This window comes from Microbacterium sp. A8/3-1, from assembly GCF_040267695.1.
Classification (GTDB): Bacteria; Actinomycetota; Actinomycetes; order Actinomycetales; family Microbacteriaceae; genus Microbacterium; species Microbacterium luteolum.
Window position 1 is genome coordinate 651860 of sequence record NZ_CP158357.1, and the last position, 24335, is coordinate 676194.

At 69.9% G+C, this 24335-nt stretch carries 21 protein-coding genes; 14 read left to right on the plus strand and 7 right to left on the minus strand.

Going from position 1 to position 24335, the window contains the following annotated elements:
* Positions 1–3 precede the first annotated feature (3 nt).
* From ABS642_RS03240 to ABS642_RS03255, 4 genes are read left to right on the plus strand one after another with little or no spacing between them, the layout of a single operon-like run.
* Positions 4–993, plus strand: coding sequence for an NAD(P)-dependent oxidoreductase (locus ABS642_RS03240; protein ID WP_350352230.1), 990 nt, complete (start codon positions 4–6; stop codon positions 991–993).
* Positions 990–1787, plus strand: coding sequence for an MBL fold metallo-hydrolase (locus ABS642_RS03245; RefSeq protein WP_350352231.1), 798 nt, complete (start codon positions 990–992; stop codon positions 1785–1787). The genes ABS642_RS03240 and ABS642_RS03245 overlap by 4 nt, the downstream gene beginning before the upstream one ends.
* Positions 1787–3088: a F390 synthetase-related protein gene (locus ABS642_RS03250; protein WP_350352232.1), complete on the plus strand. Its 1302-nt coding sequence runs from the start codon at positions 1787–1789 to the stop codon at positions 3086–3088. The genes ABS642_RS03245 and ABS642_RS03250 overlap by 1 nt, the downstream gene beginning before the upstream one ends.
* The gene (locus tag ABS642_RS03255) at positions 3075–4007 is read left to right on the plus strand and encodes a 3-oxoacyl-[acyl-carrier-protein] synthase III C-terminal domain-containing protein (RefSeq protein WP_350352233.1); all 933 of its coding nucleotides are present in this window, start codon (positions 3075–3077) and stop codon (positions 4005–4007) included. The genes ABS642_RS03250 and ABS642_RS03255 overlap by 14 nt, the downstream gene beginning before the upstream one ends.
* Positions 4008–4028: 21 nt before the next feature.
* Here the strand turns inward: ABS642_RS03255 and ABS642_RS03260 are convergent, their stop codons facing one another.
* Positions 4029–6470 (minus strand): DNA topoisomerase IV subunit A, encoded by a 2442-nt coding sequence (locus ABS642_RS03260; RefSeq protein ID WP_350352234.1) that lies wholly within the window; start codon positions 6468–6470, stop codon positions 4029–4031.
* A gap of 44 nt (positions 6471–6514) precedes the next feature.
* On the opposite strand from ABS642_RS03260, the gene ABS642_RS03265 reads away from it, so the two are divergent.
* On the plus strand, positions 6515–7636 hold the full coding sequence (locus tag ABS642_RS03265; protein WP_350352235.1) for a nucleotide pyrophosphatase/phosphodiesterase family protein: 1122 nt from the start codon (positions 6515–6517) through the stop codon (positions 7634–7636).
* A 39-nt stretch (positions 7637–7675) separates the two neighbouring features.
* Here ABS642_RS03265 and sepH read toward each other — a convergent pair whose 3' ends face one another.
* Entirely contained in the window at positions 7676–8722 is a 1047-nt protein-coding gene (gene sepH, locus ABS642_RS03270; RefSeq protein WP_350352236.1) for a septation protein SepH, read from the minus strand.
* Between the two features lie 198 nt (positions 8723–8920).
* Here sepH and ABS642_RS03275 point away from each other — a divergent pair, with 198 nt between their 5' ends.
* Positions 8921–9214: a DUF4193 domain-containing protein gene (locus ABS642_RS03275; RefSeq protein ID WP_105725536.1), complete on the plus strand. Its 294-nt coding sequence runs from the start codon at positions 8921–8923 to the stop codon at positions 9212–9214.
* 73 nt (positions 9215–9287) lie between these two features.
* Here ABS642_RS03275 and ABS642_RS03280 read toward each other — a convergent pair whose 3' ends face one another.
* On the minus strand, positions 9288–9749 hold the full coding sequence (locus tag ABS642_RS03280) for a DUF3093 domain-containing protein (protein WP_282217039.1): 462 nt from the start codon (positions 9747–9749) through the stop codon (positions 9288–9290).
* A 12-nt stretch (positions 9750–9761) separates the two neighbouring features.
* On the opposite strand from ABS642_RS03280, the gene dut reads away from it, so the two are divergent.
* From dut to dxs, 5 genes are all read left to right on the plus strand, one after another.
* Positions 9762–10229, plus strand: coding sequence for a dUTP diphosphatase (dut, locus tag ABS642_RS03285; protein ID WP_282217040.1), 468 nt, complete (start codon positions 9762–9764; stop codon positions 10227–10229).
* Complete coding sequence (locus ABS642_RS03290) at positions 10229–10816, plus strand: DUF3710 domain-containing protein (protein ID WP_116634865.1); 588 nt, start codon at positions 10229–10231, stop codon at positions 10814–10816. The genes dut and ABS642_RS03290 overlap by 1 nt, the downstream gene beginning before the upstream one ends.
* Positions 10813–11547, plus strand: coding sequence for a DUF3159 domain-containing protein (locus ABS642_RS03295; protein WP_350352237.1), 735 nt, complete (start codon positions 10813–10815; stop codon positions 11545–11547). The genes ABS642_RS03290 and ABS642_RS03295 overlap by 4 nt, the downstream gene beginning before the upstream one ends.
* Before the next feature lie 153 nt (positions 11548–11700).
* Positions 11701–14538 (plus strand): aconitate hydratase, encoded by a 2838-nt coding sequence (locus ABS642_RS03300; protein WP_350352238.1) that lies wholly within the window; start codon positions 11701–11703, stop codon positions 14536–14538.
* A 157-nt stretch (positions 14539–14695) separates the two neighbouring features.
* A complete protein-coding gene (gene dxs / locus ABS642_RS03305) occupies positions 14696–16636 on the plus strand; it encodes a 1-deoxy-D-xylulose-5-phosphate synthase (RefSeq protein WP_282217043.1) in 1941 nt (646 codons plus the stop codon).
* Between the two features lie 22 nt (positions 16637–16658).
* On the opposite strand, the gene ABS642_RS03310 is transcribed toward dxs, so the two are convergent.
* From ABS642_RS03310 to ABS642_RS03320, 3 genes are all read right to left on the minus strand, one after another.
* The gene (locus ABS642_RS03310) at positions 16659–17357 is read right to left on the minus strand and encodes an SPFH domain-containing protein (protein ID WP_282217044.1); all 699 of its coding nucleotides are present in this window, start codon (positions 17355–17357) and stop codon (positions 16659–16661) included.
* 94 nt (positions 17358–17451) lie between these two features.
* Complete coding sequence (locus tag ABS642_RS03315; protein WP_350352239.1) at positions 17452–18921, minus strand: glycerol-3-phosphate dehydrogenase/oxidase; 1470 nt, start codon at positions 18919–18921, stop codon at positions 17452–17454.
* Positions 18918–19526 carry a TetR/AcrR family transcriptional regulator gene (locus tag ABS642_RS03320; protein WP_282217046.1) on the minus strand — a complete coding sequence of 203 codons (609 nt, stop codon included), beginning with the start codon at positions 19524–19526 and terminating at the stop codon, positions 18918–18920. The genes ABS642_RS03315 and ABS642_RS03320 overlap by 4 nt, the downstream gene beginning before the upstream one ends.
* 20 nt (positions 19527–19546) lie before the next feature.
* Here ABS642_RS03320 and ABS642_RS03325 point away from each other — a divergent pair, with 20 nt between their 5' ends.
* The 3 genes from ABS642_RS03325 to ABS642_RS03335 are packed head-to-tail and all read left to right on the plus strand — an operon-like array spanning position 19547 to position 23716.
* Complete coding sequence (locus ABS642_RS03325; protein ID WP_350352240.1) at positions 19547–21181, plus strand: FAD-binding oxidoreductase; 1635 nt, start codon at positions 19547–19549, stop codon at positions 21179–21181.
* Between the two features lies 1 nt (position 21182).
* Positions 21183–22088 (plus strand): YegS/Rv2252/BmrU family lipid kinase, encoded by a 906-nt coding sequence (locus ABS642_RS03330; RefSeq protein WP_350352241.1) that lies wholly within the window; start codon positions 21183–21185, stop codon positions 22086–22088.
* Positions 22085–23716, plus strand: a complete 1632-nt coding sequence (locus tag ABS642_RS03335; protein ID WP_350352242.1) for a GMC family oxidoreductase — start codon at positions 22085–22087, stop codon at positions 23714–23716. The genes ABS642_RS03330 and ABS642_RS03335 overlap by 4 nt, the downstream gene beginning before the upstream one ends.
* Here ABS642_RS03335 and ABS642_RS03340 read toward each other — a convergent pair.
* A complete protein-coding gene (locus ABS642_RS03340; protein WP_350352243.1) occupies positions 23701–24252 on the minus strand; it encodes a hypothetical protein in 552 nt (183 codons plus the stop codon). The two genes, ABS642_RS03335 and ABS642_RS03340, sit on opposite strands and share 16 nt — an antisense overlap.
* Positions 24253–24335: the final 83 nt, after the last annotated feature.

Below are 24335 nucleotides of genomic sequence, written 5' to 3' on the forward strand. Positions count from 1 at the left end.
AGCATGTCCGGAGCCCGTGTGCTGGTGACGGGGGCGAGCGGGTTCCTCGGCGGTCACGTCGTGCGTGATCTGCGCTCTCACGGGTTCGAGGTCTTCGCCGCGGGGCGCAACGTCGCCGCCCTCGCGAAGGTCGCCGACGGAGAGCATCTCATCATCGGCGATCTGGCGTCCCTGGCGTCCGCGGAGCTTCCCGTCGACGCCGTGATCCACTGCGCCGCCCTCTCGACGCCCTGGGGCCCGTGGAGGGCCTTCCGTGAGGCGAACATCGAAGGGACGGCGCATGTCGTCGAGTTCGCCCGCCGCAACGGCGTGCGAAGGGTCGTGCATGTGTCCTCGCCGAGTGTCTACGCGGCACCGCGTGATCGCGTCGCCATCCGCGAGGACGACGTGGACACACGCAATCGCCTCAACGGATACATCCGCTCGAAGATCGCCGCCGAGGCCCTTCTCCAGGACGCCCGGCGGGCGGCGGCCTTCCCGGAGCTCGTGATCGTGCGACCCCGGGGTCTGATCGGGGCGGGGGACCCGAGCCTGGTGCCGCGTCTGCTGGACGTGCATCGTCGCGTCGGGATCCCGCTGTTCGACGGGGGAGGGAACCTGATCGATGTCACGGCGGTCGAGAACGTGGCGACGGCGCTCCGGCTCGCGCTCGATGCCGGCGATCCCGCGGGTGGCGTGTACAACATCACCAACGACGATCCCCGGCCGTTCCGCGACCTGCTCACGACCCTTCTCGAGCTCATGGGAGAGGTGCCTCGGATGCGCCCCATGAACAGACGGTTCGCGTGGATGCTGGCCTCGGCCCTCGATGCCGTCTGCCGTGTGATCCCCGGTCGCCCGGAACCGCCTCTCACCCGCTACACGCTGAGCACGATCGCCTACTCGCAGACTCTCGATCTCACGCGGGCGAAGGCCGAGCTCGGCTACCGGCCGCTCGTGTCGCTCGACGAGGCGCTCGCCCGTGCGGCCGCCGACCAGAAGGCGCACGCGTGAGCGCGCGTCTGCGGCACTACGTCTGCGGGAGCACGGCGCATGATCTCTCCGCCATGTTCCGCGGCGGCGCGCGCGAGTCGCGCGAGTTCCCCTCCGGCGTGTTCCTGTTCGACGGCTCGGACGGACGGCGCGTGCTCTTCGACACCGGCTACGCACCCGGCACCTGGCGCACGGGGTGGCGGGGCGCGGCCTACCGCCGCCTGCTCCCGCCGAAGGTCGAAGTCGGTGACGACATCGCCCGGCAGCTGGCCGACGACGGCGTCGACCCGTCGTCCATCACCCACGTCGTGCTCTCCCACCTGCACCCCGACCACATCGGGGGGATCGCGAGGTTCCCCACGGCGACCTTCGTGATGACGTCGGGCCAGCGGAATTCGCTGGCCGCACCGCGCCTGCGCGCCGGCATCCTCACGGGTCTCCTTCCGGACTGGTTCGACGACGCGAGGCGGATCGTGCTCGACGACGAGGCGTTCCAGGTGATCGATCTCGGCGGCATCCCCCTCCGCGGCGCGGATCTCTTCGGCGACGGGTCCGTCGTCGTCGTGGATCTTCCCGGCCACGCGGACGGGCACATCGGCGCGCTGGTGGACGGGCGCGTCCTGCTCGCCGGGGACGCGGCATGGGGGCGGGACCTGCTCGCGGCGACCGCCGACCTCCGCGCGATCCCTCGGGCCGTGCAGCACGACCACGTCGCCTACCGACGAACGGCCGTGCTCCTGCAGGACGTCGCCGCCGCCGGCATCCGCATCATCTGCAGTCACGACCCCCTCGGAGCGAAGGAGCTGCTGGACTGATGTCGACGCTGCGCATCCTTCGGGAGTTCGCCGCCGTGCGGTGGGGACGGCCCCTGCGCACGCGCGCGGCTGTCGAACGGCGCCAGGCGCGTCTCCTGAGGCGTCACCTCCGGTTCCTGCGGCACCGATCACCGCATTTCCGTCGGCTGCTCGAGACGCACGCCTTCGCCGAGCTCCCGCTCATGGACAAGAGCGTGATGATGGGCCGCTTCGACGAGATCAACACGGTCGGCGTGCAGCGCGACGAGGCCCTGGCCCTGGCCATCGCGAACGAGCGGTCCCGCGAGTTCGACGCCGACCTCGGGGAGAACTCCGTAGGCCTCTCCAGCGGCACCAGCGGGCACCGCGGACTCTTCATCGTCTGCCCGAGGGAGCGGGACGCCTGGGTCGGCACCGTGCTCGCGCGGACGCTGCCGCGCGGACGGCTCACGGGGCATCGCATCGCCCTCTTCCTGCGCGCGGACAACAGCCTGTACGAATCGGTCGGCTCGAAGGTGGTCTCGTTCTCCTACTTCGACGTGTACGCCGACATGGACGAGAACATCCGACGCCTCGAGGCGTACCGGCCGACCATCCTCGTCGCACCGCCCTCGGTCCTCCGTCTGATCGCCCGCGCGGCGGACGCCGGGCGCTTCCGCACCGTTCCGCAGAAGGTGTACGCGGTCGCCGAGGTGCTCGAGATCGCCGACGAGGAGCGGATCGCGACGTCGCTGCGGCAGCCGAGGATCCACCAGCTCTATCAGTGCACCGAGGGCTTCCTCGCGCACACCTGCGAGGCGGGCGTGATCCACCTGAACGAGGACAGCGTTCTCTTCGAGCGCGAGCAGCTCGACGACCAGCGGTTCACGCCGATCGTCACGGATCTCCGCCGCCGCGCGCAGCCGATCGTGCGCTATCGGCTCGGCGACGTGCTGCGCGCCCGTACGGGCCCGTGCCGGTGCGGGAGCGCCCTCGCGGCGATCGAGCGCATCGAGGGGCGGGTGGGGGACACTCTGGTGTTCCGCGGGCTCGACGGTCGTCGGGTCCCGGTGTTCGCCGACGTCATGTCGCGTGCGCTGCTCTATGCCGAGGGCTTCGACGAGTATCGAGTGGTGCAGACGAACGCGTCGCTGCTCGAGATATCCCTGGACGTGCTCGATGATCGGACGATGGGCAGCGTCACCGCCGAGGTGGATGCCCTCGCCGAGCGACTGGGCTGCGAGCGGCCGGAGATCGTCTTCCTGCCGTACATGCGGGACGGATCGGTGAAGCTGCGCCGTGTGGCGCGGACCTGGAGGGGGGATGCCGATGAGGAGCTGTGAGATCGTCGGCTGGGGCAGCGTGCTGCCCGAGCGGACCGTGCGCTTCGGCGACGAGGTGCGCTATCGCATCGCGGACGACATGTCGCATCTGGACATGCTGGCGGCGGCGTGCGAGCGGGCCCTGACGCGCGCCGGTATCGGCATCGAAGAGGTGGATCTCGTCCTCGGGGCGTCGGCGGCCGGCATCCAGCCGATCCCGTGCACGGCGGCGCTGGTCCTCGAGCGGTTGACTCTCGAGGGGAATGCTGCGGCGTTCGACGTGAACTCGACCTGCACCAGCTTCATCACCGCGCTCGACGTCGCCTCGCGGTACCTCGATTCCGGCGACCACGACACGATCCTCGTGTTCTCGGGCGATGTCGGGACACGGTTCCTCAACCCCGACCAGCGGGAGAGCTACGAGCTGTTCAGCGATGCCGCGGCAGCCGTCGTGCTGCGTCGATCGGACGACCCGTCGCGTGGCGTGATCGCCAGCGCACAGCAGACCTGGCCCGCCTACGCGCACGACACCGAGATCCGCGGCGGACTCTCGCACTCGCCTGCCCAGCTCTACGCGGAGAGCGACCCCGGCGACTACCTCTTCGACATGAACGGTCGCCGCGCGCTCCTTGGGATGATGCGCGTGCTGCCCGCATTCTTCGAGCGCTTCCACGAACGCCACGGCATCGACTACGACGACGTGGCGCTGTGGGTCCCGCACCAGGCCTCCGCCGCGCTCGGCCCCATGCTCGACCGCCTGGGCATCCCGGTGGATCGCCGCGTTGACGAGGTCGCGGCGTTCGGGAACATGGTCTCCGCGTCCGTGCCGTTCATGCTCACGCGGGCTCTGGACGCGGGACGAGTGGGCGCCGGCGACACCGTGATCCTCTGCGGTACCGCCGCCGGGCTCACCGCGAACGTGCTCGCGCTGCGCCTCTGACGCCGGGACGACTCCCGTTCGTCAGACGATCGTGCGGCCGATGCTGCCGATGACCCCGTCGATGGGCTGACCGGAGCCGTCGCGACGCGCTCCGGGCTCCGGGAGCTTGCGCACCGCGCCGGTCGGGTCGACGGCCTGTGCGGGGCTCGGACCCACCCAGGCGACCGTGAGCCGGTCCTCGCCCTTCAGGAACGAATGCGCCCGCACACCGCCGGTCGCGCGACCCTTCGCCGGGTATTCGCTGAACGTCGAGACCTTCGCCCGCCCCGGGTCGGTGCCCGGCAGGATGCTGTCGCCGCCCGAGACCGTCGCGACGACCGCGTCGGAGCCCGGGGCGACCACGCCGAAGAAGAGCACGGAGGCGCCGGCGGAGAGCTTGACGCCCGCCATTCCGCCGGCAGGAGCGCCCTGCGGCCGGACCGCGGATGCCGCGAAGTGCAGCAGCTGCGCATCGGTCGTCACGAAAACGAGTTCGGCGTCGTCCGGCGCCTCGGCCGCGCCGACCACGGTGTCGCCGGGCTTCATGCCGATGACCTCGAGCTCGGGACGGACCGGGAGGGATGCCGGGACGATGCGCTTGACGGTGCCCTGAGCCGTGCCGAGAGCGATCGGCGTCTCGCTGTCGAAGCGCACGAAGCCGATTATCCGCTCGTTCTTGGACAGAAGTCCGAGGTAGTCGCGGAGAGGCGTCCCGGCTGCGAGCTGCACGGATGTCGCGGGCACGGACGGGAGATCGACGGGGGAGAAGCGCATGACGCGGCCTGCGCTGGTCAGCGCGCCGAGCTCCGCCCGCACCGTGGTCTCGACGGTCGTCAGGATGGCGTCGTGCTTGCTCCGTCGAGCCGGAACGCCGAGCTCCTGTCCCTCGACGCGGTCGACGCGCACGGCGCGGCCGGTCGTGGAGAGCACGAGCACGGTGGGGGCGTCGGCGATCTGCAGGTCGACGGATCCCTTCGTGGCGCGCGGCTTCGGGGGAGCGGCGTTCATGAGCAGTGTGCGGCGCGGGGTGCCGTAGGCATCGGCGGCGGCATCCAGCTCGCGTGCGACCACAGCACGGAGCAGCACCGGGCTCTCCAGCAGTTCGCGCAGCGCGGCGATCTCCGCGAGCAGGGAGTCGCGTTCCGCCTCCAGCTCGATGCGGGAGAACTTGGTGAGTCGGCGCAGACGCAGCTCGAGGATGTACTCGGCCTGCAGCTCGCTCAGATCGAAGACCGAGCGCAGCCGCGCTCGAGCCTGCTCCGAGTCGTCGGACGAGCGGATGACCTGGATGACCTCGTCGATGTCGAGGATCGCGATGAGCAGCCCCTCGACGAGGTGCAGGCGCTCCTCACGGCGGGCCAGACGGTAGCGGCTGCGTCGGGTGATGACCTCGAGGCGGTGGCCGACGTAGACGCTCAGCATCTCCTTGAGGCCGAGCGTGCGCGGCTGGCCGTCGACGAGAGCGACGTTGTTGATGCTGAAGGAGTCCTCCAGCGGCGTCAGCCGGTAGAGCTGCTCGAGCACGGCGTTCGGGTCGAAGCCGGTCTTGATGCCGATAGCGACGCGCAGACCGTGGTTGCGGTCGGTGAGGTCGGTGACGTCGCTGATGCCCTGCAGCTTCTTCGCCTGGACCGCGTCGCGGATCTTCTCGATGAGACGCTCGGGGCCGACCATGTACGGCAGTTCCGAGACGATGATGCCGGTGCGCCGCGGTCCGAGCGGCTCGACCGAGACCTTGCCGCGCACCTTGAGCGCGCCGCGGCCGTTCGTGTAGGCGTCCTTGACGCCGTCGAGCCCCATCAGGATGCCCCCGGACGGGAAGTCCGGGCCCGGGACGAACTCCATGAGCTCCTCGGTGGTGGCATCCGGGTTCTCGAGCAGGTGCGTCGCGGCGGCCACGACCTCGATGAGGTTGTGGGGCGCCATGTTCGTCGCCATGCCGACCGCGATGCCGCTGGCGCCGTTGACCAGGAGGTTCGGGAACGCCGCGGGGAGCACCGCCGGCTGCTGGAACTGACCGTCGTAGTTCGGGATGAAGTCGACGACGTCCTCATCGAGGTTCTCGGTCAGGGCCATCGCGGGAGCCGCCAGGCGCGCCTCGGTATACCGGGCGGCGGCCGGCCCGTCGTCGAGCGAGCCGAAGTTGCCGTGTCCGTCGACCAGCGGTACCCGCAGCGCCCACTCCTGAGCGAGCCGTACGAGGGCGTCGTAGATCGCGGTGTCGCCGTGGGGGTGCAGCTTTCCCATGACCTCGCCGACGACGCGGGCGCTCTTGACGTGGCCGCGATCGGGGCGCAGGCCCATCTCGGCCATCTGGTACAGGATTCGACGCTGCACCGGCTTCAGACCGTCGCGTGCGTCGGGCAGGGCGCGCGAGTAGATCACCGAGTACGCGTACTCGAGGAACGAGCCCTGCATCTCGCTTCCGAGGTCGATGTCCTGGATGCGTTCCTCGACGGGCTCGGGCGGCGGGGTTTTCGGCATGGACTTCCTGGGGGCGTAGAGGAGCCTGTGTCAGACTGGCTCGGATGTCCTTCATTCTACCGTCCGAGTCGCCCGGTGCCCGGAGCATCGTCGGGGTGGCGGACGACCTGTTCGCCGCGCTGCGCGGTGAATCCGCCGTGCTGCCGCGCGCGGAATCGGTGGTGCTGGTCGTGATCGACGGCCTCGGTGCCATCAGCCTCCGCGCGCACGCCGGCCATGCCAGGGCGCTCACGGCGGGGATGGCGAAGCGCGATGTCGCGCACTCGGTCTTCCCCTCGACGACGGCCGCGGCATTGACGAGCATCGTCACGGGAGTGTGGCCCGGCGAGCACGGTCTCGTCGGATACCGGGTGCTCGACCGGAGTCGAGACGTGCTGGTCAACCAGCTGAGCGGCTGGGAGACCGACGGGATCGATCCGCTGGTCTGGCAGCCGGCGGAGACGATCTTCGAACGGGCGACCGCGCGAGGACACGGGAGCTTCGCCGTGGGCGTCGCCGCCTACGCCCGCAGCGGCTTCACCAGGGCGACGTTGCGCGGGGCCGAGTTCGTCGCCGCCACCACGCCCGCGGATCGCGTGGCGACCGCCTACGACCTCGCGCAGCGGCATCCGGGTTCGCTGGTCTACTGCTACCTGCCGGAGGTCGACAAGGCCGGCCACAAGCACGGCGTCGATTCGCCCGAATGGGTGACCGCGCTGGAGGACATCGACGCAGCCCTCGCGGTGCGCGCACCGGCGGGAGTCGGGGTGCTCGTCACGTCCGATCACGGGATGGTCGATGTCCCGGCGAATCGGCAGGTCGTGCTCGGGGAGGAGCATCTCGCCGGCATCCGCCATGTGGGCGGTGAGCCGCGGATGCTGCACGTCTACCTGGAACCGGATGCCGACCGCGCCGCGGTCACCGCGCGCTGGCGCGCCGATCTGGACGGCGCGGCCGATGTCGTCACGCGCGACGAAGCCATCGGACACGGGCTGTTCGGCCCGACGGTCGGCGCCGCGGCGGCGTCACGGATCGGGGACCTGCTGGTCGCCGCCCGCGGCGCGGGTGCCGTGTACGACGGTACGGCGGCGGATCAGCGCGGCCGGGGAATGGTCGGACAGCATGGCGGCCTCACACCGGAGGAACGTCAGGTTCCGCTGATCAGGCTCGGTGCCTTCGCCCGCTGAGGCCTGTGCTCCTCGTCGGTGCTCTTCGTCCGCGCGGGTCTATTCGTCGGTGCGGGCGCCGAAGACGATCTCGTCCCACGACGGCATGGCGTTGCGGCGCCGTCGGCGTGCACCGCTATCCGCCGCGTCGCCGCCGGACGGCTTGGGCGTCGGCGCCGCAGGCTCCGGCTCGTCGGCCGGCTGGTCGAACGCGTCGAACAGCGAGATCGGGCTCTGTCCGCCGTCGGACTCCTCGACGTCGTCGATCAGCGGTGCGGTCTCGCGCTGACCGCGGCGGCGGCGGAGCGCCTCGAGCAGATCGGCGGTCTCGGGGTTGGTCTTCTGGGACTCGGGCGCGCGATTGATCGCGGCGTCCTGTGCAGCGGCGTCGGACCGCTCCGGCAGGGACGGGTCCTCCACGCCGCCGTCCGGCGTAGGCAGCAGCCGAGGACCGAAGGCGCCGGAGTCGAACCGGCTCTCGTCCTTGTACGGCGAGGTGGTGCGCTCGTGGTCAACGGCGCGCAGGCGGGGGATGAGCCCCTCGGGCAGCGAGCCCTGGCGCGAGAGCTGCGTGGCGTCGGCGTTGAGTGGCGCCAGCGCGCTGCGGCGGGGGTCGAAGCTCCAGCGCGCGTCGTGGTCGACGTCGTTGGCGGTGAACTCCAGCTTGATGACCCAGCCGGATTCCTCTTTCCAGCTCGCCCAGCGCTCCGAGGATGCGGCGACGTCGGCGAGCTTGTCGCGCACGGCGGCGCCGAACGTCGGCTGCGCGTCGGGCTCGACCTCGCTCCCGATCAGGACCGGCACGGCGAGCGCCTGACCGATGATGTGCTCGCGCTCCGCGAGGACCGGACCTTCGAAGCGCGCGACGTCGTCGACGCTGATCCCGAGGAGCTCGGAGACCTCGATCGCGGTGAGTCCGGCGCGGATCTGCGCCTGGATGTCACGAGGACTTGCGGCGAGCCGCTGACCCGCCGGCTCCGCCTGGCGAGTGGCGCGTCGGATCTCGCGCTGCAGCACGTCGTCGATGGGCAGCGCGAAGCGCTCGCCCGACTCGGTGGCGAGTACGAGCACTCCTGCCTCTGTGCCGACGATGGTGACGTTTTCCATGCGAATGCCCCTCTGATGGGTGTGCGTTCATGGTGCCACGCGACGGCCGCTGCGACCGGGAATAGCCTGGGCGTGCCGTGAGTTTGGTATGTCGCACGGACCGGCATTTGCTTATTGCGTTCGGGTCGTGCAAACTATGGCCGCCGATTACCCGACGGCGCACCACCCACTCGCACCATGAAAGTGGAGATCTACCGCATGGCAACCGATTACGACGCTCCCCGCAAGAGTGAAGACGACTCCGAGTCGATCGAAGCCCTCAAGGAGCGTGTGCCGGACAAATCCTCCGGCTCAAGCGGGGACGAAGACTCCGACAACCCGTCGAACTTCGACCTCCCGGGTGCCGACCTTTCCGACCTCGAGCTCGACGTCGTCGTGCTGCCCGCGCAGCAGGACGAGTTCACATGCATGAGCTGCTTCCTCGTGAAGCACCGCTCGCAGCTCGACCACGAGGGCGCATCCGGGCCCATCTGCAAGGAGTGCGCTGCGTAGCAGCCCTCTGAGCGACGTCTCACGCGCCCCCGATCATCCGATCAGGGGCGCGCTGTCGTCTGCGGCGCCCTTCTCAGTGGGCGGCGCGGATGGCGGCGGCGAGACGGTCCGGCGTCCTGCTGGAGATCGTCCACGCCTCGACCGGGTCGTCCTGGTCGGTGTCCGGCACGACGACGATGCCGTCGATGCCCCCGCGGATCAGGTGCCAGCCACGTGCCGGGAGGCCGGGGCCGCGCGCCTGCCGAGCGTCCTCACCCGTGAGCGCGACCGGCTCGCCGAGGAAGCGGGCATCGATGTGCGCGCGTCCGACCCGCAGCGTCGTGCCTTCGACCGAGACGACAGGGGCGGCGGCGATGAAGGACGTCACGAGGACCGCCGATACGGCCGCCCCCGCGATCAGTGCGACGGTCGAGCCGACCGGCACGAAGATGAGCGAGACCATGGGTCCGGCGAGTGCGACGGTGACGAGCAGCCAGAGGCTCGGAGCGAGCCGTTCGCGGTAGCGCGGACGTGCGTCTGTGGCGGTGTTCTGCATTAGCCTCATGGGGTGACCGATTCCGTTGATGTCCCCATTATCGCCGCTGTGGTCCCCGGATACGCCCACCCGGGCGATGCCGGTGCCGACCTGGTGGCCGCGGAGGCCGTCCGTCTCGAGCCGGGGGAGCGCGCCCTCGTCGCCACCGGCGTGCGTATCGCGCTGCCCGACGGATTCGCCGCCTTCGTCGTGCCGCGGAGCGGACTCGCGGCGAAGCATGGCATCTCGATCGTGAACTCTCCCGGAACGGTCGACGCCGGGTACCGCGGCGAGATCAAGGTGAGCCTGATCAACACCGACATCCGGAACGCGTACGATGTGGCCGTCGGCGATCGCATCGCGCAGCTGATCGTCATGCCCGTGACACGCGCCACGTTCATCCCGGTCGACGAGCTGCCCGACAGCGTCCGCGGCGATGGGGGCTTCGGCTCCACCGGGTACCAGGCAGGGCTCCACCAGAACGAAGCAGGACAAGGCTGATGACTGACAACAATGCGACCCCCTCGAAGTCGGCGCCCGACGACCGGGCCACCGAGGGACCCTTCGACGATTCCGAGGCGAACCCGGTTCGGCCCTACATCGACCTCGGCGGGATCAAGATCCTGCCGCGCGAGGGACTGAACCTGCGCCTCGAGGTCGAGGAGCAGTCCAAGCGAATCGTGGCTGTCGGCCTCGACTACGCGGACTCCTCGCTGCAGGTGCAGCCCTTTGCCGCGCCGCGGTCCGGTGGGCTCTGGGATGAGACCCGCGTGCAGCTGCGCGATCAGGTCAAGGCGCAGGGCGGTCGGGTCGAGGAGCGCGAGGGCGCCCTGGGCAAAGAGCTGCTGGCCGAGGTGCCCGCGACCGCGAACGAGGGATCGGGCCTCCGGCTGGCGCGGTTCATCGGGATCGACGGTCCGCGCTGGTTCCTTCGCGGTGTGATCGGCGGGGCGGGAGCATCCGACCCCGAGGCGGCCGCCAAGGTCGAGGACCTCTTCCGTTCGATCGTGGTCGTCCGCGGCAGCGCCCCGATGCCTCCGCGCGACCTGATCCCCCTGAAGATGCCGGCGACGCCGGGATCCGCGTGACCGAGCCCGGTCCGGGCGACGAGCGCGAGCAGAGCGCGTCGGACATCCTCGGCGCTGCCCTCGGCGGTGCCGCACGCCGCGCTGGTCTGGATCCCGCGGAGAGCGCGAGCACGCACAAGGTCGTCTGGTCCGCGATCGGAGGATGGCGCGGCATCCTGGAATCCGTCCTGCCCAGCCTGGCGTTCGTGATCCTCTTCACGATCAGTCCGGAGCCGCTGATCCTCGCCCTGGGCGTCTCCGTCGGCCTCGCTGCGGTCTTCACGGTCGTGCGCCTCCTGCAGAAGTCACCGCCCTCCGCCGCGCTCGGCGGACTGATCGCCGCCGCTGCGGCTGCCGCCCTCGCCCTGTGGACGGGGCGCGGGCAGGACAACTTCGTCCCCGGCCTCATCACGAACGCGGCCTACGGAACCGTGATCCTCGTGTCGGCGCTGATCGGCTGGTCGCTGATCGGGATCGCCGTGGGATTCCTGATGGGGGAGGGCACGGCCTGGCGCGCGGATCGTCGCAAGCGCCGGGCCTTCTTCTGGCTCGGGATCGCGTGGGCGGCGCTCTTCTTCGCCCGCCTCGCCGTGCAGCTGCCGCTCTACCTCACCGAGCAGGTCACGGCGCTCGGCACGTTGAAGCTCATCATGGGCCTCCCGCTGTTCGCGCCGCTGATCGCGGTCACCTGGCTCGTGGTGCGAGCTCTCTATCCGCGCGCGTCCGGGAGCGACGAACCCGCCGAGGCATGATAGATTTATCTTGACATCAAGATAAATCGCAGGCTTTCGCCAGCGACTCCCGCGGGGCAGACTGGTTAGGTCCGCCTTCCTAGCCGCAGGGGCTCCCTGGCGAGCAAGATGGAGGCGCCTGTCGCTCCCATCCGAATAGAAGGAGACGGATTCGTGTCCACGGTGAACAGCTTCGGTGCCAAGAGCACCCTGACGGTCGGCAGCACCGACTACGAGATCTTCCGCATCGACACGGTGCCCGGTTTCGAGAAGCTCCCCTTCAGTCTCAAGGTCCTCCTGGAGAACCTGCTCCGCACCGAGGACGGCGCGAACGTGACGAAGGCGCAGATCGAGGCCCTCGGGTCCTGGGATGCCGCGGCGGAGCCGAACACCGAGATCCAGTTCACGCCGGCCCGCGTGGTCATGCAGGACTTCACCGGAGTTCCCTGCATCGTCGACCTCGCCACCATGCGCGAAGCCGTCACCGCGCTCGGCGGCGACGCGAACAAGATCAACCCGCTCTCGCCGGCCGAGATGGTCATCGACCACTCCGTCATCGCCGACCTGTTCGGCTCGGAGAACGCCCTCGAGCGCAACGTCGAGATCGAGTACGAGCGCAACGGCGAGCGCTACCAGTTCCTCCGCTGGGGCCAGACGGCCTTCAGTGACTTCAAGGTCGTCCCCCCGGGCACCGGCATCGTCCACCAGGTGAACATCGAGCACCTGGCGAAGGTCATCTACGACCGCGACGTCGACGGCGTGCTCCGCGCCTACCCCGACACCTGCGTCGGCACCGACTCGCACACCACGATGGTCAACGGCCTGGGCGTGCTCGGCTGGGGCGTCGGCGGCATCGAGGCCGAGGCCGCGATGCTCGGTCAGCCCGTGTCGATGCTGATCCCGCGTGTCGTGGGCTTCAAGCTCAGCGGCGAGATCCCCGCCGGCGTCACCGCGACCGACGTCGTGCTCACGATCACCGACCTGCTGCGCAAGCACGGCGTCGTCGGCAAGTTCGTCGAGTTCTACGGCGAGGGCGTCGCATCCGTCCCGCTCGCCAACCGCGCGACCATCGGCAACATGTCTCCCGAGTTCGGCTCCACCGCCGCGATCTTCCCGATCGACGACGTGACCCTCGACTACCTGCGCCTCACCGGTCGCAGCGAGGAGGCCGTCGCGCTCGTCGAGTCGTACGCCAAGGAGCAGAAGCTCTGGCACGACTCGGCGCACGAGCCGACCTTCAGCGAGTACCTGGAGCTCGACCTCGGCACCGTCGTCCCGTCGATCGCCGGCCCGAAGCGCCCGCAGGACCGCATCCTCCTCTCGGAGGCGAAGTCGCAGTTCGAGCAGGACATCCTGGCGTACGCATCGGCCTCGACCTCGGACTCCGTCGTCGATCTCGAGTCGAAGCACTCCTTCCCGGCATCCGACCCCGGTTCGGTCCCCGGCGAGGAGGAGCCCACGACGACGCGTCCGGTGCACATCAACAGCGGCGCCCCGGCGAACGCGTCGAAGCCTGTGCCGGTCACGACGCCGTCGGGCGAGAAGTACATCCTCGACAACGGCGCCGTCACGCTCGCGGCCATCACGTCGTGCACGAACACCTCGAACCCCTCGGTCATGATCGCCGCGGGTCTCGTCGCGCGCAAGGCGCTCGAGAAGGGCCTGAAGCAGAAGCCGTGGGTCAAGACCACGCTCGGCCCGGGCTCGAAGGTCGTCACCGACTACTACGAGAAGTCCGGTCTCGACAAGGACCTCGAGGGCCTCGGCTTCTACACGGTCGGCTACGGCTGCACGATCTGCATCGGCAACTCGGGCCCGCTCATCGAAGAGGTCTCCGCGGCCATCAACGACCACGATCTCGCGGTCACGGCCGTCCTCTCCGGAAACCGCAACTTCGAGGGGCGCATCAGCCCCGACGTGAAGATGAACTACCTCGCCAGCCCGCCGCTGGTCATCGCATACGCGCTGGCCGGATCGATGCACTTCGACTTCGAGAACGACGCACTGGGCAAGGGCACCGACGGCAACGACGTGTTCCTCCGCGACATCTGGCCGACGCCCGCCGAGGTGCAGGAGCTCGTCGACTCGTCGATCTCCCGCGAGCAGTTCATCAAGCAGTACGCGACCGTGTTCGACGGCGACGAGCGCTGGAAGAGCCTTCCGACGCCGGATGACGCGATCTTCCAGTGGGACGACAACTCGACCTACGTCCGCAAGGCTCCGTACTTCGACGGCATGACGATGGAGCTCACCCCGGTGCGCGACATCGAGGGTGCGCGCGTGATGGCGACGCTCGGCGACTCGGTCACGACCGACCACATCTCGCCGGCCGGAAACATCAAGGCCGGCACGCCCGCGGCCCAGTACCTCACCGAGCACGGTGTCGACCGCAAGGACTTCAACTCCTTCGGCTCCCGTCGTGGCAACCACGAGGTCATGATCCGCGGCACGTTCGCGAACATCCGCCTGAAGAACATGATGGTCTCCGCGGTCAACGACGGCCAGGTCGTCGAGGGCGGCTACACCCGCGACTTCACCCTGCCGGGTGGACCGCAGTCGTACATCTACGACGCGAGCATGAACTACCAGGAGCAGGGCACCCCGCTCGTCATCTTCGGTGGCAAGGAGTACGGCTCCGGCTCGTCGCGCGACTGGGCAGCCAAGGGAACGAGCCTGCTGGGCGTCAAGGCCGTCATCACCGAGAGCTTCGAGCGCATCCACCGCTCGAACCTGATCGGCATGGGCGTCGTCCCGCTGCAGTTCCCCGCCGGCGAGAGCTGGGAGTCCCTCGGGCTCGACGGCACCGAGATCGTCTCGATCACGGGCCTGGAGGAGCTGAACGAGGGTGTCACGCCCAAGACGGTGCGCGTGACCGCGACACCGAGCGAGAACTCGCCCGAGGGCAAGCAGGCGGTCGAGTTCGACGCGGTCGTCCGCATCGACACCCCCGGTGAGGCGGACTACTACCGCAACGGCGGCATCCTGCAGTACGTGCTGCGCTCGCTCGTCTGAGCACATAACGGAGAGGGGCCCGCGTCTTCGGACACGGGCCCCTCTCCGCATGTCAAGGGGTACCCGCTCTCCGAGCTTTCCCTGCCCGGCGCGGTAGGATCGAGAGGACGTCCGGCCCCTGTCGAACGCCAGAGACAGAGCCTGTGAGGAGGTGCAGATGCCCATTCTTCCGAGCATCTCAGGACCCCGTGATCTGGACGCGCTGTCCACCGAACAGCTGGGCGAGCTCGCTGCGGAGATCCGCACGTTCCTCGTCGAGAACGTCTCCCGCACCGGCGGCCACCTCGGCCCGAACCTCGGTGTGGTCGAGCTGACGATCGCGCTGCATCGCGTGTTCTCCTCCCCGGACGATCCCTTCATCTTCGACACAGGTCACCAGTCGTACGTGCACAAGCTGCTCACCGGGCGCCAGGACTTCTCGGGTCTCCGGGTCCGCGGCGGACTCGCCGGCTATCCGCAGCGCAGCGAGAGCGCGCACGACGTGGTCGAGTCCTCGCACGCCTCGAGCTCGCTCAGCTGGGCGGACGGCGTCTCACGCGCCCTGACCGCGACGGGACGGGCCGATCGTCATGTGGTGGCCGTCGTCGGCGACGGATCGCTCACCGGCGGAATGACCTGGGAGGCGTTGAACAACATCTCCGATGACAACGACCGCAACCTCGTGATCGTCGTGAACGACAACGGTCGCTCGTACGCTCCGACGATCGGCGGGATGTCGCGGTATCTCAACCGCGTGCGCACGGCCGCGGCCTACAAGGAGCTGCACCACAAGTCGGATCGCCTGTTCCGCGCCTTCGGACCGGTCGGGCGTGCGGTGTTCCGCGGCGTCCGCGGCGGCACGCACGGCTTCCTCTCGCGTTTCACCAACAACGAGGCCCTGTATTCCAATCTCGACATCAAGTACCTCGGCCCGGTGGACGGGCACGATCTCCCCGCGCTGCTCGAGACGCTCGAGCTCGCGAAGTCCTACGGGGCACCGGTCATCGTGCATGCCATCACCGAGAAGGGCCGCGGCTATCAGCCCGCCCGCGATGACGAGGCCGACCAGTTCCATGCCGTCGGACGCATAGATCCGGCCACAGGTGAGGAGCTGTCGTCCGGCGGGCGCAGCTGGACCGACGTGTTCTCCGACTCCCTCGTCTCGATCGGCGAGCGCCGCACCGACGTCATCGCCATGACTGCGGCGATGCTCCGGCCGACGGGTCTCGCGCCGTTCGCTGAGCGCTTCCCCGATCGGGTCTACGACGTCGGAATCGCCGAGCAGCACGCCGTCGCCTCGGCCGCCGGCCTGGCCTTCGGCGGACTGCATCCTGTCGTAGCGCTGTATGCGACCTTCATGGGGCGCGCGTTCGACCAGGTGCTGATGGACGTCGCCCTGCACCGTGCCGGTGTGACCTTCGTCCTCGACCGCGCCGGCGTGACCGGCCCCGATGGCCCCAGCCACCACGGCATGTGGGATCTCGCGATGCTGCAGATCGTGCCGCACATCAGGATCGCTGCGCCTCGGGATGCTGCGCGCCTCACCGAGGCCCTCGCCGAGGCGGTCGACGTCGACGACGCACCGACCGTGATCCGGTTCCCCAAGGGAGAGGTCGCGGCCGACCTGCCGGCCATCGAACGTCTGGAGGACGGCGTCGATGTGCTCGCCCGCGGCGAGTCCGAAGACGTGCTGATCGTCGCGATCGGACCGTTCGCCGCGCTGGCCATGGACGTCGCCGACCGTCTCCGCGCTCAGGGGATCGGCGCGACGGTCATCGATCCGCGGTGGGCGATCCCCGTGCAGCCCTCCGTCGTGAAGCTCGCCGGGCAGCACCGACTGGTGATCACGCTCGAAGACGGCATCCGCGTCGGTGGCATCGGAACGCGCGTGCGCCAGGTGCTCCGCGAGGCCGGCATCGACACAGCCGTCGACGAACTGGGCCTTCCGGACGAGTTCATCGACCATGCCTCACGCGATCAGATCCTCACGGATGCGGGGCTGACCCCCTCGAAGATCGCGCAGGACATCGTCTCTCAAGTGCTCGGTACCCGGATCCCGGTCGCGCGGCAGACGGGCGAGACCGAGGCGATCGATCTGCCTCTGCGCGAACGGCGCTGACCGAGCCGCAGGCCGACGGGCCTCAGTTCAGCGCGTGCAGGGCGGCGACGACCTCGGGGGCGTTGTCGGTGCCGCGGATGGCCTGAGACAGCAGGTAGCCGTCGGTGAGGGCGTCTCCCGTGATGAGCACGTCGACGACCTCGACTCCGCAGGCCGCCCGCACCTTCTCGCCGCACAGCGCCAGAACCTGCGTGCTCAACTCGTCGTTGCGGGGGAGTTCGGCTCCCTCGAGCGAACGAACCGCGTCGCGGAGTGCCGCCGAGATGATGTTGGCGGCGCGCTCGGTGACGTTCACGACATCGAGCTCGAACACCCGCAGGTCGCGGCCCGACACGACAGGACGCCATTCGAACGACGCGTGCACGAGGTGCTGGTGCCCGGAGGCCGCGGTGAGGTGCCGTGCGGGCAGGTCCGTCGCCCGGCACCGCACATCGATGAGCTTGTACCAGTAGAACAGCGGAAAAGCGCCGTGCGAGCCGGGTGTGAGCACGACCACCTCGCCGACTCCGGGTGTTCCCGTCTTGCCCAGGCGTGCGCGGCGGATGATCGGCTTGCCGTTGCGCGTCCGGATCGCCGCCCAGCCCTCGTCGACCGTCACGAAGAACAGCTTCAGCATCGCCGGCACGACGAGGAGGACCGTGAGCACCGCCGTCCCGGTCTTGACCAGGCCACCCATCGCTCCACCACTGCTGAACATGCTGAAGATCGCGTCCACGCTCATACTCTGCACGCTGCGGCGCCGTCGGAGTCCGCTCGGAGAGCCCGCGCACCCGATGTTCACGTGGATTTCGCGGCCGATTCCTCTCCCGGTCGTCTCAGTCGATCTGCGCGAGCGTCTGCGCGACGATCTCCTCGACGACATGGAGGCTGCGCTCGCGATCGGCATCGACGAGTCCGATCCGCGTCCGACGCTCCATCACGTCGTCGACCGTCATCGCGCCCTCGGCCCGCACGGCGAACTCGACTTCCGCGCGGGTGACCGCGATGCCTTCCGCGACCTCGGCTTCCGCGTCCGCGAGGCGGGCGCGGCCGACCACGTCATCCTGGATCAGTCGGATCGACGCCGAGCGGCTCGGCGCGAGGGGCAGGCCGCGCGTGCGCACGGCCAGGTCGACGGCATCCTCCGCCATCCGTCGGTAGGTTGTGAGCTTGCCGCCGAGGACGGTGACGAATCCGCCCTCGGAGACGGCGACCAGGTGCCGGCGCGAGACATCGGCAGTGGCATCCGCACCGTTGTCGACCAGGGGACGCAGGCCGGCGAAGGAGCCGCGCACCTGGTCGCGTCGGATCGGCGTCGACACCACCCGGTTCAGGGTGGCGAGGAGGAAGGCGATCTCGGGTTCGCTCGCCTCCGCGATCCGGGGAACGGGTCCAGGCGCGCTCTCGTCGGTGAGTCCCACGATCACGCGTCGCCCTCGCTGGGGGAGAGCGAACACGTAGCGGCTGATCGAACCCTCGTGCGGAATCGTGAGGGCGGCGGACGGATCGCCGAGGTCCGCTGCGTCGAGCACGATATGCGTGCCCCGGCTGGGTCGGACGGAGATGGCGTCGTCGAGCGTGCCGGTCCACACACCCGTCGCGTTGATCACGCAGCGCGCGCGGATCTCGAACCGCTCGCCGGTGAGCTCGTCCGTCACGACCGCCCCGCCGGCGTGCAGCCGCTGGGCGCGGACGTGCGTGAGGATGCGTGCCCCCATCCCGGCTGCCGTTCTCGCCACGGTCACGACGAGCCGCGCGTCATCGACCAGTTGCCCGTCGTACGAGAGCATGCCGCCGCGGAGGCCCCGCGCGTCGAGCGCCGGGAAGAGGCGCGCCGCGGTCCGTGCCGACACGGGGCGCGGCGCGGGCAGCACAGAACGCGGAGTGCGGGCCTGCATGCGCAGAAGGTCGCCGAGAGTCATCCCCACCGCGCCGGCGCCTCGTTGCCGCCAGGTCACGCCGGGGCGGAAGGGCAGCAGCTGTGCCAGTGGACGGATGAGGTGCGGCGCGATCGCCGTCATGAGGAGGTGGCGCTCCTGGGCGCTCTCCCTCGCGGTCGCGATGTCACCGGTCGCGAGATAGCGGAGCCCACCGTGCACGAGCTTCGAGCTGAACCGGCTGGTCCCGAAGGCCAGGTCCTCGGCTTCGACGAGCGTCACGCTCAACCCCCGGGATGCGGCGTCGAGCGCGACGCCTGCTCCGGTGATCCCGCCGCCCACCACGAGCACGTCGACCTCGTCGAGGGACGACCGGTCCAGCTCTCGGCGACGGCGACGAGGATCGAGGTCGGACGGCGGGCGACTCATGCCCGCAGATGTCCGTCGAGCGCCGCGCGCAGCTCGCGCTCCCAGGCGGCTTCATCGATGAGATCGGCGACCGTGCCATGCGAGATCACGGCCGACTGTGCGATCAGGAGCAGCATCACCGCGATCTCCTGCGGCTCGCCCGTGCGCACCGAGCCGTCGTCCTGCGCGGCGCCGATGGCCGTGGCGAGCCACTGCAGGATCATCCGCTGGCTGGAGCCGACGCGCTGCAGCGTGTACCGGGTGAACGCCTCCGGCTCATCGGCGAGCAGGCGGCCGTACACCGCGTCGTTGCGGAACAGGGAGGTGAATCTCATGACGTCGTCGACGAGCGCGGAGCGGGTGCGAGCCGGAGCAGGGAACTGATCGATGAGCCCCACGACGCGCCGCAACAGGGCGGAGCGGACGACGTCGTCCGCATCGTTCCAGCTGCGGTAGATCGTCGGGCGACTCAGCGACGAGCGCCGTGCGAGTTCGGCGATGGTCACGCCGTGGACTCCGCGACGGCCGATGAGGGCGTCGGCCGCGTCGAGGACGCGGGCCTGCGTCGCGTCCCACTGCGGGCGAGCGGCGAGGAGAGCGGATCTTCCTGGTTGACGTTCTTCCATGATCTGTCACACTGTAACGCATGGAGCAAGAGAACGGCAGAGGCGCCGAGGCCGGTCCGATGCGCTGGAACGGCTGGGGAGATCCTGCCCAGGCACACGAGCTGCCACGTGCGGTGCGAGCGCTTCTGCCGCTCCTGCTGGGCCGCATCCGCCGCCCGCCGGCCGCGCCCGCACTCGACGAGGTCCGCATCGCCGAGTGCGCGCTGACCGCAGAGGACATCGCGGGGTTCGCCGACGTCGTCGGGAGCGAACAGATCGACGCGTCCGCGGAGGGGCGGATCCGACACGCCGGGGGCAGATCGACGCTCGATCTCCTCCGCCGCCGTGAGACCACCCAGCAGGTGCCGGATGCGGTCATCCGTCCCGGCAGTCACGACGAGGTGCGCGACTGCCTCGCCCTCGCCGCCGCTCGTGACATCGCAGTGATCCCGTTCGGCGGCGGCACCAGCGTCGTCGGTGCGCTCGACCCTGAGCGCGGAGCACACCGCGCCGTCATCAGCCTCGATCTCCGGCGCCTCAGCGGACTCCTGAAGCTCGACCAGGTCAGCGGCGAGGCCGTGCTGGCGGCCGGGACCACCGGGCCTGAAGCCGAGGCGCTGCTGTCGGCGCACGGCCTCGAACTGGGCCACTACCCGCAGAGCTTCCGCTACGCGACGATCGGCGGGTTCGCCGCCGCCCGATCCTCCGGACAGAACTCGGCCGGGTACGGCCGCTTCGACACGATGGTGACCGGCATCCGCGTCGCGACGCCCACCGGCGACATCGACCTCGGCCGCTCACCGGGCTCCGCTGCGGGTCCCGACCTGATCCGCGTCTTCCTCGGTTCGGAGGGGATCTTCGGCGTGATCACCGAAGTGCGCGTGCGCGTGCACCCTGTTCCGACGGAAAGGATCTTCGAGGCGTGGTCGTTCCCCGACTTCGCGAGCGGTGCGGAGGGACTGCGCGCGGTCGCGCAGCACGGCGGCGGACCGACGGTGATACGGCTGTCGGACGAAGCGGAGACCGCCGTGAGCCTGGCGCAGGTCGGCCGCATCGGAAAGGCGCTGGCGAAGGGCGCGAGCGTCGTCACCGCGTACGAGGGCGATGGCATCGCCGAGCGACGCGAGCGGACCGCCGCTCTGCTCGCGGCGGCCGGAGGAACCTCGTCCGGCCAGGGTGCCGCCGAGGAGTGGGTGTCAGGGCGCTTCGACGGACCGTACCTTCGCGACTCCCTCCTTGACGCGGGCGTCTTCTGCGAGACGCTGGAGACGGCGACCACCTGGGCGAATCTGCAGAGTCTGCGCACCGCCGTCGCGAACGCCCTGCGCGAGGGTTTCGCGGATGCCGGAGCCAAGTCGTATGTGATGTGTCATGTCTCGCACGTCTACCCGACGGGCGCATCGCTGTACTTCACCGTGCTCGCCGGCATCCGCTCCGATCCACTGAGCACCTGGCTGCCGGTGAAGGCGCGCGCGAACGACGCGATCCTCGCCGCAGGGGGCACGATCAGCCATCATCACGCGGTGGGGCGCGATCACGCACCGTGGCTGGCGCAGGAGATCGGCGAGACCGGCATCCGCATCCTGACCGCCATCAAGCGGGAGCTCGATCCGCGCGGCATCATGAACCCCGGAGCCGTCGTCGGTGCGTCGGCGCCGCTCGAGAGGATCGGCTGACGTGGGCCACATCGCCCTGCTCTCGAATCCGTACGCCGGCAAGGGGCGGGGCTTACACGCGACGGATGCCGCGGTCTCGCACCTGCGGTCGCAGGGATCCGACGTGCGCGTCTACGTCGGCGATTCCGCGTCGGCGACCGTCGAGCTCGCCGTGCGCGCGCTCGACGACGGCCCTGACGTCCTGGTGGTCGTCGGAGGAGACGGGACGCTCTCCGCGATCCTCGACGCGGTCTGCGCGGCATCCGTCCCCGTCGCGCTCGTCGCCGCCGGTACGGGCAACGACCTCGCCCGCGCGCTCGGGCTGCCGCGGCACGATCCGGCTGCCGCCGCGGAACTCGCACTGACCGGCGCCGGACGCGTGATCGACGTCGGCGAGGTGACGACCGGTGACCGCACAGCGCGATTCCTCACCATCGCCGCGCTGGGATTCGACGCCAAGGTCAGCGACCGCACGAACAGGCTTCGCTGGCCGCACGGAGCTCTTCGCTACTACCTGGCGCTCGTCATCGAACTCGCCCGCCTCCGGCCGCTGCGCTTCACGGTCGCGGTGGACGGGGAGGCGCCCGTCACAGCGCTCGGCACCCTCGTCGCGGTGGGCAACACCGCGAGCTACGGGGGCGGTATGCCGGTGTGCGTCGGAGCGGAGCCCGACGACGGGATGCTCGATCTGGTGCAGGTGGCGCAGCTCGGGCGGTTGCGGCTCCTGCGGCTGTTCCCGCTGCTCCTGAGCGGACGGCATCTCTCGCGTCCCGAAGTGCACCATCGCCGCGCACGGACGGTCACGGTGAGCGCGCCCGGTCTCGTCGTGTACGCCGACGGCGAGCGTCTCGGTGAGGACGAGTGCACCATCTCGGTGCGCGCGGCGGCGCTGACCGTGATGACCCCAGCTGAGGGAGGCCGATCATGAGCGGTTTCGATGAAGACGTCGTGATCGTGGGCTCCGGATTCGGCGGGTCGGTGGCCGCCCTGCGCCTGACCGAGAAGGGGTATCGCGTGCGGGTGTTCGAGGCGGGGCGACGCTTCGAGGACGAGGACTTCGCGAAGACGAGCTGGGACGTGCGCCGCTACCTCTGGGCGCCGCGACTCGGATGCTTCGGCGTGCAGCGCATCCACCGCTTGCCCCACGTGATGATCCTCGCGGGTGCCGGAGTGGGCGGCGGCTCGCTGAACTACGCGAACACCCTCTATCAGCCCGGCGCAGCGTTCTTCGCCGACCGGCAGTGGGCGGGACTCGCCGACTGGGAGACCGAGCTCGCGCCCCACTACGTGACGGCAAAGCGGATGTTGGGCGTCGTCGAGCGATACCCCCACAGCGGACCGGTGGAGAGGATCATGGCCGGCGCCGCCGAGGATCTCGGCGTGGGGAGCACGTTCCGTCACGCGCCCGTCGGCGTCTGGTTCGGGAAGCCGGGGGAGCGCACGGCGGATCCGTTCTTCGGCGGGGAGGGGCCAGAGCGCACCGGGTGCACGCTCTGCGGAAACTGCATGGTCGGATGCCGGGTCGGCGCGAAGAACACCCTGATGAAGAACTACCTCGCCCTCGCGGAACGTCGAGGAGCCGCCATCGAGCCGCTCCGCACCGTGACCGAGGTGCGGGCCCTCGAGAGCGGTGGGTTCGCCGTCACGACGCAGCGCAGCGGCGCGTGGCTCCGACATGGCCGGCGTACCGTGACCGCACGCCAGGTCGTGCTCGCAGCGGGCACCTGGGGCACGCAGCAGCTGCTGCACCGCATGAAGCACGCCGGGGCGCTCCCGCACGTGTCGGATGCCGTGGGCCGGCTCACCCGCACCAACTCCGAGGCGCTGGACGGCGCGGTGGCGACGAGGCTCCCTGATTCCCTCGCGCTGGCCCACGGCGTGGCGATCACGACGTCTTTCCACGTGGACGAGCACACGCATGTCGAGAACGTCCGCTACGGACCGGGCTCGAACCTGATGGGTGCACTCGCGACCGTGATGGTGCCGGGAGACCGCTCGCTCGCCCGGCGGCTCGGCGGCGTCGTGGCACGCGCCGTGCGGTCGCCGGTACGCCAGTGGCGCCTGGGGTCGTTGCGGCGCTGGAGCGAGCGCGGCATCATCGCTCTCGTGATGCAGACGGCGGACAACTCGCTCACGCTCTCGCTGCGACAGAGGCTCGGTCGCCTCACCCTGACCAGCGCTCAAGGTCATGGGGAGCCGAATCCGAGCCATCTGCCGCAGGCGCATCGCGCCGCGCGTGCCATCGCCGCGCGGATGCGCAGGGAAGGCGGCGTTCCCGCCGAGGCGCGCGGATCGTGGCCCGAGGTCTTCGGCATCCCCCTCACCGCGCATTTCCTCGGCGGGGCGGTGATCTCCGAGTCGCCGGCGAACGGCGTGATCGATGCGTACCACCGCGTGTGGGGGCATCCGGGACTGCATGTGGTCGACGGCGCGGCCGTGCCGGCGAATCCCGGGGTGAACCCTTCGCTGACGATCACCGCTCTCGCCGAGCGGGCGCTGTCGCATTGGCCGCGTCGTGGTGAGGAGGACCGGAGACCCCGTCAGTCCGGGAGCTGACCTTCGGGGGTGGAGACCGGTTCGACGCCGTCGGCCTCCAGCGCACGAGAAGCAGTCCAATGCCAGCCGTAGGCGACGCTGAACGCGCACAGAGCGAGGAGCGGCAGGGCGACGATCGGTGTGGTGATCTGGTCGAGCAGGGTGCCGTAGATGTCGTTCTCGGCCTTGGGCCAGGAGCCGACGATCAGGATGACGATCCCGCCGACCAGGAGACCGAGGCCGGCGAACGCGAAGACGTGCCGACGGACGCTCGAGACTCCGCGCAGAAGCACGCCCAGGCCGTACGCCGCACACCCGCCGATCACCGTCGCGGCCGCGGATATCGCCAGGACGTAGACCAGATGGAGCAGCGCCACGTAGAAGAAGACGACGAGGATGCCGCTCGGGTTGCCGGTCGAGATCGTGCCGACGATCGTCGCGACCGGCAGGAACAGCACGTTGAAGGAGATCAACGCGGCGAGCGCACCCCGACGGAACTCGCTCCAGCGGAACGCCATGGGGTGCTCGGCGGTGCGCGGCGATGGTCGGTCGATCATCTTCTCAGGCTAGGCCCCGAGCCCTCGGCGCACAGCGAAGCGCCCCATCCGAATCGTGAACGATCCGGATGGGGCGCCGCGCC

What these genes read in the sequence shown, in the direction of transcription:
- ABS642_RS03265 (WP_350352235.1), top strand. Translation starts at nt 6,515, where the DNA reads ATGTCCTTCATTCTACCGTCCGAGTCGCCCGGTGCCCGGAGCATCGTC.
- ABS642_RS03325 (WP_350352240.1), top strand. Translation starts at nt 19,547, where the DNA reads ATGGAGCAAGAGAACGGCAGAGGCGCCGAGGCCGGTCCGATGCGCTGG.
- ABS642_RS03335 (WP_350352242.1), top strand. Translation starts at nt 22,085, where the DNA reads ATGAGCGGTTTCGATGAAGACGTCGTGATCGTGGGCTCCGGATTCGGC.
- sepH (WP_350352236.1), bottom strand. Translation starts at nt 8,722, where the DNA reads ATGGAAAACGTCACCATCGTCGGCACAGAGGCAGGAGTGCTCGTACTC.
- ABS642_RS03240 (WP_350352230.1), top strand. Translation starts at nt 4, where the DNA reads ATGTCCGGAGCCCGTGTGCTGGTGACGGGGGCGAGCGGGTTCCTCGGC.
- ABS642_RS03255 (WP_350352233.1), top strand. Translation starts at nt 3,075, where the DNA reads ATGAGGAGCTGTGAGATCGTCGGCTGGGGCAGCGTGCTGCCCGAGCGG.
- ABS642_RS03315 (WP_350352239.1), bottom strand. Translation starts at nt 18,921, where the DNA reads ATGAGTCGCCCGCCGTCCGACCTCGATCCTCGTCGCCGTCGCCGAGAG.
- ABS642_RS03320 (WP_282217046.1), bottom strand. Translation starts at nt 19,526, where the DNA reads ATGGAAGAACGTCAACCAGGAAGATCCGCTCTCCTCGCCGCTCGCCCG.
- ABS642_RS03280 (WP_282217039.1), bottom strand. Translation starts at nt 9,749, where the DNA reads ATGCAGAACACCGCCACAGACGCACGTCCGCGCTACCGCGAACGGCTC.
- dxs (WP_282217043.1), top strand. Translation starts at nt 14,696, where the DNA reads ATGCCCATTCTTCCGAGCATCTCAGGACCCCGTGATCTGGACGCGCTG.
- ABS642_RS03260 (WP_350352234.1), bottom strand. Translation starts at nt 6,470, where the DNA reads ATGCCGAAAACCCCGCCGCCCGAGCCCGTCGAGGAACGCATCCAGGAC.
- ABS642_RS03290 (WP_116634865.1), top strand. Translation starts at nt 10,229, where the DNA reads ATGACTGACAACAATGCGACCCCCTCGAAGTCGGCGCCCGACGACCGG.
- ABS642_RS03250 (WP_350352232.1), top strand. Translation starts at nt 1,787, where the DNA reads ATGTCGACGCTGCGCATCCTTCGGGAGTTCGCCGCCGTGCGGTGGGGA.
- ABS642_RS03340 (WP_350352243.1), bottom strand. Translation starts at nt 24,252, where the DNA reads ATGATCGACCGACCATCGCCGCGCACCGCCGAGCACCCCATGGCGTTC.
- ABS642_RS03310 (WP_282217044.1), bottom strand. Translation starts at nt 17,357, where the DNA reads ATGAGCGTGGACGCGATCTTCAGCATGTTCAGCAGTGGTGGAGCGATG.
- ABS642_RS03275 (WP_105725536.1), top strand. Translation starts at nt 8,921, where the DNA reads ATGGCAACCGATTACGACGCTCCCCGCAAGAGTGAAGACGACTCCGAG.